The sequence below is a fragment of the Actinomycetospora sp. genome (genome assembly GCF_055612215.1).
On the sequence record NZ_JBVPVA010000673.1, the window covers coordinates 1 to 10,434 of the forward strand.

Here is a 10,434-nt window from a genome sequence, read left to right on the forward strand (position 1 = left end):
GAGCCGCGCGGTCCGGGGACGTCGCGCAGGGTGGAGGGCGGATAGCGGTCGGTCCGTCAGCCGGTGGGTGTCCCGCCTTCGCCGGCGGGCGCCTCCGGGCACACCACCGTCACCGGGATCGGCGCGCGGGCCACGAGCTCCCGCCCGACCGACCCGAGCAGCATCGACGCCGTCCGCCCGCGGCCGCGGTGGCCGACCACGACGAGGGCCGCGCGCCGCCGGGCCGCGACGTCGAGCAGCGACCGCGCCGGCGATCCCGCGTGCGCGACCACGTCGATCGGACCGGGGGCGATCCCGAGAAGGCGGACGGTGTTCGCGACGTCGGCGACCTGCGCGTGGGCCCACTCCGGCGCCACGGGCGTCCCGGCGACGACGACGATGGTCCGTTCCCCCCGCACGGCGGCGTCGGCGAGGGCGTGACGCAGCGCGTGCCGGGCGCTCGGCGATCCGTCGATCCCGATCAGCACGGGTCCGTCGTCGGGTGCGGACCGGACCACGGTCACCGCGGTGGTCGCGTGCCGGAGCACACCGAGCGCGACCGACCCGACATCCCACACTGCCTCGGCCGGGCGTGGGCGGTGCCCGACCACGAGCATCGAGGCCCCGCGGGCCGCCTCGAGCAGGACGTCGACCGGACGGCCCTCGACGACCCGCACGACGGGGTCCTCGTCGGCCGGTCGACCGCCCGAGCGGGCGAGCCGGCGGGCCCGGGTCAGGGTCGTCCGGGCAAGCACGTCGCGCAGCCCGGCCCGCGGGACCCCGAGTGCACTCGCCACGCCACCGGGCCAGAGGTTCCCCGGCTCGTAGGCGCGGATCAGATGGACCGGGGCCCCGTGGCGCCGGGCGTGCCGCGACGCCCAGGCGATGGCGTCGTCGGCGCCCGGCGCCGCTCCCACGATCACGGGCACCGATCGACCTGCGCGCGCCACGGGGGCGCTCGCCGGCCGGGGTCGCATCGACGTCATGGTCTCCACCTCCAGGGTCACGACACTGCGCTGTCGCGCCGAGCCGGCCCAGGGCCGCGAGGCCGCATCGGGCCGCCGCGAGACCCCGTCGGAGGGGGACCTTCGGGAGGATCTCCCGCCCCTGATCACCCGTGCTCGTCCGGCAGACGGCCGGTGCGCGAGGCGGGAAGGTCATCGGCCGACGACGGTCCACCCCGAGTGCTCGTGCGGGCTGTGGACCTCCTCGACCGCGAGGTCGATCGAGGCCTCGGCGGGGCCGACGGTGTCGATCACCGTGGCCTCGGGCCAGGGGTCGGCGTCGAGGGACATGACGGCCGCCACCAACGGGGTCGCGTCCGAGGCGGATCCGTGCCGGTCGCGGATGCGGGGCTCGGTGATCTCGCGCGGCGCCCGGCACTCCAGGCACGTGAGCGCGGCGTGCGCGTCGGTGGCGAGCGCGGCCGCCCGCGCGCGTTCCGCGGCGTCGGTCCACGAGGCGTCGAGCACCACCGACTCGCCCCGTGCGAGGAGCTCGGCCGCCCGGGCGCGCATCGTCGCGTAGGTGGCCGCGGTGTGTTCGGCGCGGTAGAGGCCCTGGCCGTAGCCGGACGCGGCGGGCTCGGTCGGAGTCAGGCCGGCGAGCTCCTTGCGCAACGGGTCGCTCGACACCACGACGGCGCCGAGCCGGTCGGCGAGCCCGTCGGCCACCGTCGACTTGCCGGTCCCCGGGAGGCCACCCACGACGATCAGCCGGACCTGGCCCGCCTCGAGGTGGCGCCGGGCCAGGGCCAGCAGGTCCCGCGCCTCCCCGGCGCCCGGACCACCCTGGTCGGCCCGCACGCACGCCACCGCGGCACGGGTCGCCGCCCGGTAGGCGCGGTAGTGGTGTGCCAGCGCGACCGGCCACCGATCGCCGGAGAACTCGCCGTAGAGCTGGAGGAAGCGGTCCCCCAGGGCAGCACCGCCCTGGTGCTCGAGGTCCATCGCCAGGAACGCGGCGTCGTCGACGGTGTCCACGTAGCGCAGCCGGTCGTCGAACTCGAGACAGTCGAGCAGGACAGGACCCATCCGCAGGCAGAACACGTCGTCGGCCAGCAGATCCCCGTGCCCGTCGACGATCCGTCCGCTCGCGCAGCGCGCGTCGAACAGGGCCTCGCGGCCGGCGAGGAAGCGCGTCGACTGGGCGGCGACCCGCTCGACGTCCTCGGGATCGAGCAGCTGCCCGGCGTGCCGGTGCAGGCCGTCGAGCACCCTGCGCCAGCGTCCGGTCAGGGCCTCGACGCGGCCCTCGCGGGTCACCTCCGGCCCGCGGCGGGCCACGGAGTGGAACCCGGCCAGCCGCCGGGCGACGGCCCGTAGCTCGTCGTCGACGTGGGCGCCGGCGCGCACGAGCGCTCCGAGGCTGCGCTCGGCCGGCATCCTGCGCATGAGCACGAAGTGGTCCACGACCGTGCCGCCCGGGCCGAGCAGCGTCTCCACGCCGAGGTAGGCCTCCGGGCTCAGCCGGGAGTTCAACGCCACCTCGCGCTCGCAGGCCTCCCGGCGGGCGTCCACCGTCGTGAAGTCGCAGAACCCCAGGTCGACGGGCTTCTTGAGCTTGTGCACCCGATCGTCGAGGAACCACAGCACGGCGGTGTGGGTCTCGCGGACTCCGGCCGGGGCGCTCACCGGGCTCGGGGAGGTCATGCGACGGAGCCGACGGGCAGCGGGGGCGACAGCTCGGTCACGGCAGCCTCGCGAGGGGTGCCGGCGAGCGGTGCGGGCGCGGGGACCACCTCGACCGGCGGTGCGGACTGCTCGTCCATCAGGTGTCTCCTCGCTGTCGGGGTCGCCGGCCCGGTCCGTGACCAGGCTCGGTGGTGTGGGGTGGCGGGCCGGCCGACGCGAGTGCCTTCGCCGCGAAGCGGAGCGCGGTGTCGACGACGACCGCGTCGTCGTCGCCGAGGTCCGGGTCCAGGACGGCCCGGCAGACCCAGGACAGCGCGCACCGGACCTGGGTGTCGCGCTCGTGGTTCAGGGACGTCCGTGCCTGGTCCACCGCGGCCAGCAGCGCCGTGCGACCGACGCGGCCACGCCACAGCGCCACCGCGCGGCTCGTGAGGCCCAGCGCCTCGCCGGGGTGGCGGACGAGGGCGTGGCCGCTCACGGGGCGTCCTCCGCCCGGGTGCTCACGGACCGTCGGTCCCGGACGACGCGGCGTCGAGCACCCGGGGCCCGAGCACCAGGACCGGGCAGGGGGGTGCGGCGAGCACCGTGCGTGCGGTCGAACCCCGTCCGCGCAGGCCGGTGGCGACCGGGTGCCGGTGGCCGAGGACGAGCAGCGCCGCTCCGCCACCGACGTCGAGCAGTGCGCGTCCGGCCCGGTCCTCGAGGCCTTCGAGGGTGACCGGCACCTGCGGGCGGGCCGCCGCCCTCGTCGCGACCAGCCCGGCGACGCCCGCGGCGGGCCCCGCCTCGGGCGCGGTCCACGTCGTGACGGCCCGGACCCCGGTGGCCAGTTCCGCCGCCTCCGCGAGCGCGCGGTCCAGCACGGTCGCCGCGTCGGGCGAGCCGTCCACGCCGACCACCACGCCGCCGTCGGGCGCCGGCGGGGACGCCGATTCGTCGACCACCAGCACCGGGCACGGTGCCGCCTCGATCACGGCGTCCATCGTCGCTCCCGCCGTCGAGCCCAGCCGGCGGTGTCGGTCGCCCAGCACCAGGAGGCTTCCGGGGTCGCCGGCCGCCACCAGCGTCCGGACCCGGTCCCCGGACACGCAGCGCCGGGTCACCGACATCGGGGCCGCGCTGGTCAGGTAGGCCTCGACGCGGGCGGCCGCGTCCTCGTACCAGGCGGCCCGCGGCGTCTCCGGGCGGTGGACGTGCACCACCGTCATCGTCGATCGACGGCGCAGCGCGACGCGGAGGGCGTGCTCGAGAAGACCCCACGGGAGCGGCCCGTCGTCGACCCCGACCACCACCGCCCCCGGCGTCCCGGGCGCCGCGTCCGCGGAGGCGGGTTCTTCGTGGGGGGATCGCGGGGGGTCGGACGGGAGCAGCAGGGACTCGGGCACGACGCACTCCTCGGTGCTCGGGTGGGGCGACGAGCCAGCCTCACCACCGGCGCGGTGCGCGGACCAGGGCCGAAGGGTCACGACCCTGCGGGGACCACCGGCCCGGTTCCGGGGTGGAGAGGCACCAGGGCCCGGGCCCACCCGGCCCGGGAGTTCCACGGGAGCCGTCGCGCGGCAGTGCTGAGGTCCGACGGGCCCGTCCCGGTCCGGGCGGGCCGGAGGGTCCCCGTCAGACGGGTCCTGCGGCCCTGCGCGGTGCGCCCCGCGACGCCGAGGCTGGGCCGCGAGGAAAGAGGGGGACCCATGAGCACCCGCAGCTCCGTGATCACGCCACCCGGCCCCGTCGACGTGGCCGCCGTGCTCGGCGCGGGAGCGCTCGCCCCGTCGAGCCACAACACGCAACCGTGGCGCCTGCGGTGGCGCGACGGCGCCGTGGAGGTCCACGGCGATCCCGAGCGGGCGCTGCCGGTCGCCGACCCCGAGCACCGCGAGCTGCGCATGTCCTGCGGCGCCGCGATCGCGAACGTGCGCCTCGCGGTGCGCGCCCAGGGCCGCCGCGCGCACGTGCGACTGTTGCCGGATGCGGACGACCCGTGGTCGTTCGCCCGGGTGACCGTCGGGGCGCCTCTCGCGGCGAGCGCCCTGGAGCAGGCCCTGGCCCACGCCATCCCGCACCGCCGGACCGACCGCTCGGCGTTGTCCGGGCTCGGACTGACTCCGGGGGTGCGCGAGGAGATCCGGCGCGCGGCGCAGCGCGAGCACTCCTGGGCGGTCTTCGTCGACGACGGGGCCCGCCGGGGGTCGATCCAGGAGCTCGCCCGACGGGCCCACGCCGCCCAGCAGGCCGACGGCGCGTTCCGGGCCGAGTGGGACCGCTGGGTCGGCACCGCGGACGACCGGGGTGGCGGGCTCACCCGCGACGTCCTGCGACGCTCGGCGCGACCGGACGGCCGGTGGCTCCTGCGGGACTTCGGTGCGGCCGGCGATCCCGACGACGAGCGACCGGCGGCGAGGACCGACGATCCGGCGCTGCTCGTCCTCGCCACCACTCTCGACCAGCCCCTCGCCCACCTGCAGGCGGGTCAGGCGCTCCAGCACGTCCTCCTGCTCGGGACCGTGCGCGGGCTGGCCGCGTCGTTCGTGGCCCCACCGCTGGAGGTCGCCGACACCCGCGCGTCGCTGCGCTCGCTGCTCGGTGGCGCCCTCTGGCCCCAGGCGATGCTCCGGCTCGGCGTCCGGGAGCGGGCGGTGCCGCGGCCCTCGCGTCGGGTTCCGGACGGGAGCGGCTGACCGGTCCGGTGGCGCGCCGGGACCTTGACACCGGTCGGTGTCGGTCCACGATGGCCTCGATGGACGAGACGACGAGCGCGGCCTCCTCCGGCCCACCGGAGGTACCCGCGGGCCTGTCCTTCCCCGGAGCGGTCCGGCTCGAGCTCGACGAGCTGCTCGACCAGGTCATCGCGCGGGCCAGCGAGCTCAAGTCCGTCCAGGGTCGACTGCGGAAGCTGCTCGCGGCGACCCACCACATCGCGCAGCGGCTCGACACCGAGGAGCTGCTCCAGCGGGTGGTGGACAGCGCCCGCAGCCTCGCGGACGCCCGCCACGCCGCGCTGGGGGTCGTGGACCGGCACCGGCCCGTGTTCGTCCACTCCGGGATGGGCGAGGACCAGATCGACGCGCTCCGACGTCTCTCCAGCGGTGCGGGGGCGCTGCGCCCCCTGGTGGAGGACGGCCGCCCCCTCCGGCTCCCGCAGCTCGGCGGCGACCCGGCTCCGGGCGGCCCGCTCCCGATGGGCTCCTACCTCGGCGTCCCGCTCAGCGAGGGGGGCAGGGTCTACGGCCACCTGCACCTGCTCGACCGGCAGGGGGCCGCGGAGTTCAGCCGTGACGACGAGGAGCTCGTCACCACCCTCGCGAGCGCCGCCGGGGTCGCGATCGAGAACGCCCTGCTGCTCGACGGCGCGCGCCGCCGCGCGCAGTGGCAGGCCGCGGCGGCCGCGCTGGGCCGCCGGCTGCTGGAGGGCTCGCTCGACCCGCTGGACGGGCTGCGCCACCTGCTGGACGAGGCGCTCGCCCTGGCCGACGCCCAGGGCGCCGTGCTGACCAGCGTCGAGGAGGAGAATCCCTCGTCGGTGCTCGTCCCCTGCGCCGCGGGCGTCCTGGCCTCGCTCGAGGGTCGACGCTTCGTCGACGAGGACACGATCAGTGCGGCCGCCCTGGCCTCGGGCCGGGCGGTCGTGCTCGGCGCGGCCGCCGCGGACCGCCGCGCCGCGCAGCTGATGGCGGTGGCTCCCTCGACGGGCAGCGCCCTGGCCATGCGGCTGTCCGACGGGATCGCCGGCGACGGGTCCCACTCGGTCCTGATCCTGGTGCGCGACACCACCCGGCGCCCCTTCGGGGACCGGGACGTCGCCCTGGTCGAGGGACTCGCCGCCCAGGCGTCGGTGACCCTGGCCCTGGCCCGCAGCCGTGCCGACCGGGAGGCGCTGCGCCGGGTGGAGGACCGCGAGACGCTCGTCGCCGACCTCAACACCCGGGTCCTGCAACGCCTGCTGCGGGTGGGGACCGCGCTCTCCGGCGCGGCCTCGGCGGCGGGCGGGGCGACCCGCGACCGGGTGCTCGCCCAGGTCGACGAGCTCGACGACCTCGTGCGCGAACTGCGTCGTGCGGTGTGGAAGGACCCGGCCGTCGCCCCGGAGATGCGCGCCGGCGAGGTCCCTCCGGCCCGCACACCATGACCGTTCGCCCCTGACCACGGCCCGCCCGGGCCGGTCACGCTCGTCCCGACACCGGACGACGAGAGAGGGCTCCCCATGATGTGGGGCTACGGGTACGAGAGATGACCGGCTCCCGCGAGGACGTCGCGGTCACCACGTCGATCCGCGCCGCCCTGCGTGCCGCCGTGGCGCACGCCGTCCTCGCGCCCTCCGAGCACAACACGCAACCCTGGCGCTGGCGCCTGCACGGTGAGGTGCTCGACCTCCGGGCCGACCGCACCCGCCGCCTGCCCTCCACCGACGAGGAGGGCCGCAGCGTGCTGCTCGGCTGCGGGTGCGCGCTCCAGCACCTCCAGGTCGCACTCGCCGCCGCCGGGTACCGGGCGGAGATCCGGCGCGGCAACGACGGCGACCCCGAGCACCCGCTCGCCCGCATCCGCATCCGTCCGGGACCGGAGCCGGACGTCCGGACCACCCGCTGGCTCGCCGCCATGTGGACCCGCCGGACCGACCGCCGGCGGTTCTCGGGGCAGGAGGTGGGGCCCGACGCCGTCGACCGGCTCGCGGACGCCGCACGGGTCTACGGCGGCACGGTGCACCTCGCCGTCGGCGCCGTGCGCCGTCTGGTGCTCGACGCCGCCCACGAGGCCGACCTCCTCCAGCGGGAGCGGGTGGACTACGCCGCCGAACTGCAGCACTGGACCCATCGCCTGGCCGGCGCGCGCGACGGCATCCCCGCGAGCTCCCGGCCCGGGACGCCGGCGGCGGCCTACGGCGACATGGAGATGCGCTGGATGCCGCCCGGCACCCTCGCGCACCCGCGCGTCGGCCCCGGCGTCCGGGACTGCTCGCAGCTGCTCCTCGTGTCCGCGCCCTCCGACGACACCGTCTCGCTGGTCCGGGCGGGCGAGGCGCTCGGCGCGGTCCTGCTCGAGGCGGAGTGTCTCGGGCTGGGCGTCACGCCCTTCGCCCACCCCTTCGAGGTGCCGGAGGTCCGCGACCGGGTCGGTCACCTGGCGGTCGGTGCCCACCGGGTGCCGACGATCGCCCTCCGGATCGGTTGGCGCCTGACCGGAGCCGCGACGATCCCGGCGACTCCACGGCGGCGGGTGGACGAGGTGCTCACCGAGGAGGACTGAGGGTCCCGGGAGCCGGTCCGACGACCGGTCACCGGGTGCCCCACGACGCGAGACCCCAGTCGGGTCGCGCGGTCCAGATCGGGCGGGGGACGCCGGGCGAGGGCACCACGAGCACCGGACACGACGCGGTGCGGAGCAGCTCCGAGGTGGGCGAGGAGGCGATCAGCTCCCGTACCCGGCCCCGGGCGGGGCGGCCCATCACGACCAGCTGGGCGCCGCGGGCGCTCCGGCCCAGCGCGTCGACGGGGCTCTGGGCCACGACCTCCAGATCCACGCCCACCTCGGGGCGTGCGAGCCGCCAGGCGGCGAGCTCGTCCTCGCAGGCCCGCACCGCCTCGTCGTCGTCCTCCGCCCGCTCCGCCACCTGCACGACCTGCAGCTCCACCCCGTACTGCGCGGCGGTCTCGAACGCGGCGCCGACCACCTCCGGACCGGACCACGGCGCCAGCGCGAGCACCACCGGCGCGTCGGTGGACGGCAGGGGAAGGTCGGGGACGGCGACGAGGGGCTCGGAGAGCACCTCGACGAGGGCGGGCAGCTGCGGGAGCGACTGCGGGACCACCAGCAGCCGCGCCCCGGCCACGGCACACTCCAGGTCCCGGACCAGCCCGGTCGACGGCGACCGCAGGGGCCAGAACACCCGGCTCACGAGATCGCGTGCGGTCCGCCCCAGGAGCCCGACCACTCCGGGATGCTCCGGGTCGGCGTCGCGCTCCTCGGGGTCGACCAGGAACTGCACGAAGGCGCCGGTGCGCGCCGCGTGGCGTGCGGCCCAGTGCACCACGCGGTGGCGGGCCAGGTCGACCGGGGCGAACACGCGCACGCTCCGGGCACGCTGCGAGCCGACCCGGTCCGCCCCGCACGTCCCGTCCGCCCCTGCCAGCCCGAGGAGGGGGAGCGTCCCGGAATCGGCGCCGGCACCACGTCCGTCCGTCACGGCACCCACGCTGGTGGTCCCGGGCACCTGCCCGACAGGGCCGGAGGTCCCGGCCTCAGCGGCCCGTGGACCGGTCCTTGACCTGGTTGGCCAGGACGGCGGCCTGGACGCGGCGCTGCATCCCGAGCTTGGCGAGCAGCGCGGAGACGTAGTTCTTCACGGTCTTCTCGGCCAGGAACATCCGCTGGCCGATCTCCCGGTTGGTCATGCCCTCACCGATGTGGTCCAGCACCTCGCGTTCCTTCTCGGTCAGCTCGGCCAGCGGGTCGACCGCCTCGCTCCGGTCGCGCAGCCGGCTCATCAGCGCCGTCGCGGCGCGCCCGTCCAGCAGGGAACGGCCCGCGCCCACCTCGCGGACGGCGTTGACGATGTCGTTGCCGCGCACGTCCTTGATGACGTACCCGCTGGCGCCGGCGAGGACGGCGTCGAACATGGCCTGCTCGTCGGTGTAGGAGGTCAGCATCAGGCACCGCAGCTCGGGCATCCGCGACCGCAGCTCCCGGCACAGTTCCACCCCGGTGCCGTCGGGGAGCCGCACGTCCAGCACCGCGACCTCGGGGTTCAGCGCGGGGATGCGGGCCAGCGCCTCGGCGACGCTGCCGGCGTCGCCGATGACCTCGAGGTCCTCGTGGGCACCGAGGAGGTCGGCCACCCCGCGGCGGACCACCTCGTGGTCGTCCAGCAGGAACACGGTGATAGCTCGCGCGCCAGGCTCCGCCAGCTCGTCGCCCATGGGGTGCACGGTAACCGCCTCAGCTGATCTCGAGGACCTCGTCCAGCGGCAGCCGCGGGGTCACCGGGGGTGCCGGCCCGTACCCGACCCGGAGCACGACCTGGGGGTGCTTCCACGGGCTCATCGGGTCCCGCACCAGCAGCCGCAAGTCGGCCACCTCGGTGACCTGCGACAACAGCCCCACGCTCAGCCCTCGGGCGGTCGCCGTCAGCAGCACCCGCTGCAAGGCCATCCCGGCGCGCAGCCAACCAGCCCGGTCGTCGCCGGTGCTCATCAAGGCCACCAGCAACGGTGACAGTTCGAACTCGGCCCGCGCGCGGCCCTCGCTGCGACGCCCGAACGCGAAGTCCCGGACCAGCGCCGCCGGGTCGCTGGGAACCGGCCCGAGCAGCTCAGGGGGAATGCCCAGGCCGTCACGGCCGGCGCGCGGCAGCGTCCACACGCTGGTGTCGTCCACCAGCTCGGGGTCGCAGCGCTGAGCGCGGTCGGCCTCATGGATTGCGGCGGTGACGATGGAACGCTGCAAGCCGGTGATCGCTTCCAGGTGCGCCCCCTTCCACCGCGGCGGCCTCCTGCAGCCGGTCGAACTCCTCCTGCAGAACTGGGTCACTGGTGAACGGCAGCCGGCTGGTCCGCCGGCGGGTGATCGCGTCGTAGGCGGACCAGTCCTGAGCGGACAAGGTCGTGGCCCCCACCACGCGGACCGTGGCCGCCTTCCGCGGGTCCAACCGGGGCGGCGCCAACTCCACCGACGCGCCGTGACCGGCTGCCCCCAGGGCCAGGCGCAGGTTCAGCACCGCGGCTCCCACGGACAAGTACGTCTCCCGGCCCTCGGGGTCCAGCAAACCTGGTGCCCGCTCCGGGACGACGAAGACGTCGATCTGGTTCGCCGTGGCGTGGAAGCGCCACGG

Annotated in this window: 11 protein-coding genes and 1 pseudogene; 3 read left to right on the top strand and 9 right to left on the bottom strand. The window is 76.4% G+C overall.

Features of this window, described 5'->3' with window-relative positions; translation table 11 throughout:
* Window positions 1-56: 56 nt before the first annotated feature.
* The 5 genes from AC0CYZ_RS18430 to AC0CYZ_RS18450 all read right to left on the bottom strand — a co-directional run bounded on the left by AC0CYZ_RS18430 (window position 57) and on the right by AC0CYZ_RS18450 (window position 3,997).
* Window positions 57-902: a universal stress protein gene (locus AC0CYZ_RS18430; RefSeq protein ID WP_472217929.1), complete on the bottom strand. Its 846-nt coding sequence runs from the start codon at window positions 900-902 to the stop codon at window positions 57-59.
* Window positions 903-1,136: 234 nt separating this feature from the next.
* On the bottom strand, window positions 1,137-2,630 hold the full coding sequence (locus AC0CYZ_RS18435; protein ID WP_472217931.1) for a bifunctional aminoglycoside phosphotransferase/ATP-binding protein: 1,494 nt from the start codon (window positions 2,628-2,630) through the stop codon (window positions 1,137-1,139).
* Window positions 2,627-2,749: a hypothetical protein gene (locus AC0CYZ_RS18440; RefSeq protein WP_472217933.1), complete on the bottom strand. Its 123-nt coding sequence runs from the start codon at window positions 2,747-2,749 to the stop codon at window positions 2,627-2,629. The genes AC0CYZ_RS18435 and AC0CYZ_RS18440 overlap by 4 nt, the downstream gene beginning before the upstream one ends.
* Window positions 2,749-3,090 carry a hypothetical protein gene (locus AC0CYZ_RS18445; RefSeq protein ID WP_472217935.1) on the bottom strand — a complete coding sequence of 114 codons (342 nt, stop codon included), beginning with the start codon at window positions 3,088-3,090 and terminating at the stop codon, window positions 2,749-2,751. The genes AC0CYZ_RS18440 and AC0CYZ_RS18445 overlap by 1 nt, the downstream gene beginning before the upstream one ends.
* Before the next feature lie 22 nt (window positions 3,091-3,112).
* A complete protein-coding gene (locus AC0CYZ_RS18450) occupies window positions 3,113-3,997 on the bottom strand; it encodes a universal stress protein (protein WP_472217937.1) in 885 nt (294 codons plus the stop codon).
* A gap of 303 nt (window positions 3,998-4,300) precedes the next feature.
* Here AC0CYZ_RS18450 and AC0CYZ_RS18455 point away from each other — a divergent pair, with 303 nt between their 5' ends.
* The 3 genes from AC0CYZ_RS18455 (at window position 4,301) to AC0CYZ_RS18465 (ending at window position 7,853) form a co-directional block, all read left to right on the top strand.
* Entirely contained in the window at window positions 4,301-5,287 is a 987-nt protein-coding gene (locus AC0CYZ_RS18455; RefSeq protein WP_472217939.1) for an Acg family FMN-binding oxidoreductase, read from the top strand.
* Window positions 5,288-5,346: 59 nt separating this feature from the next.
* A complete protein-coding gene (locus AC0CYZ_RS18460) occupies window positions 5,347-6,735 on the top strand; it encodes a GAF domain-containing protein (RefSeq protein WP_472217941.1) in 1,389 nt (462 codons plus the stop codon).
* Between the two features lie 101 nt (window positions 6,736-6,836).
* Window positions 6,837-7,853: an Acg family FMN-binding oxidoreductase gene (locus tag AC0CYZ_RS18465; RefSeq protein ID WP_472217943.1), complete on the top strand. Its 1,017-nt coding sequence runs from the start codon at window positions 6,837-6,839 to the stop codon at window positions 7,851-7,853.
* Between the two features lie 28 nt (window positions 7,854-7,881).
* Here the strand turns inward: AC0CYZ_RS18465 and AC0CYZ_RS18470 are convergent, their stop codons facing one another.
* The 4 genes and pseudogenes from AC0CYZ_RS18470 to AC0CYZ_RS18485 form a co-directional block, all read right to left on the bottom strand.
* Window positions 7,882-8,670 (bottom strand): universal stress protein, encoded by a 789-nt coding sequence (locus tag AC0CYZ_RS18470; protein ID WP_472217945.1) that lies wholly within the window; start codon window positions 8,668-8,670, stop codon window positions 7,882-7,884.
* A gap of 175 nt (window positions 8,671-8,845) precedes the next feature.
* The gene (locus tag AC0CYZ_RS18475; RefSeq protein WP_472217947.1) at window positions 8,846-9,523 is read right to left on the bottom strand and encodes a response regulator; all 678 of its coding nucleotides are present in this window, start codon (window positions 9,521-9,523) and stop codon (window positions 8,846-8,848) included.
* A gap of 19 nt (window positions 9,524-9,542) precedes the next feature.
* On the bottom strand, window positions 9,543-9,980 hold the full coding sequence (locus tag AC0CYZ_RS18480; protein WP_472217949.1) for a hypothetical protein: 438 nt from the start codon (window positions 9,978-9,980) through the stop codon (window positions 9,543-9,545).
* Window positions 9,981-10,014: 34 nt separating this feature from the next.
* Window positions 10,015-10,434, bottom strand: a pseudogene (locus tag AC0CYZ_RS18485) (hypothetical protein); the annotation flags it as partial.

Bases quoted from the DNA above. Each gene is read 5' to 3' on its own strand.
- AC0CYZ_RS18435 (WP_472217931.1), bottom strand. From the start codon at position 2,630: ATGACCTCCCCGAGCCCGGTGAGCGCCCCGGCCGGAGTCCGCGAGACC.
- AC0CYZ_RS18440 (WP_472217933.1), bottom strand. From the start codon at position 2,749: ATGGACGAGCAGTCCGCACCGCCGGTCGAGGTGGTCCCCGCGCCCGCA.
- AC0CYZ_RS18455 (WP_472217939.1), top strand. From the start codon at position 4,301: ATGAGCACCCGCAGCTCCGTGATCACGCCACCCGGCCCCGTCGACGTG.
- AC0CYZ_RS18460 (WP_472217941.1), top strand. From the start codon at position 5,347: ATGGACGAGACGACGAGCGCGGCCTCCTCCGGCCCACCGGAGGTACCC.
- AC0CYZ_RS18465 (WP_472217943.1), top strand. From the start codon at position 6,837: ATGACCGGCTCCCGCGAGGACGTCGCGGTCACCACGTCGATCCGCGCC.
- AC0CYZ_RS18475 (WP_472217947.1), bottom strand. From the start codon at position 9,523: ATGGGCGACGAGCTGGCGGAGCCTGGCGCGCGAGCTATCACCGTGTTC.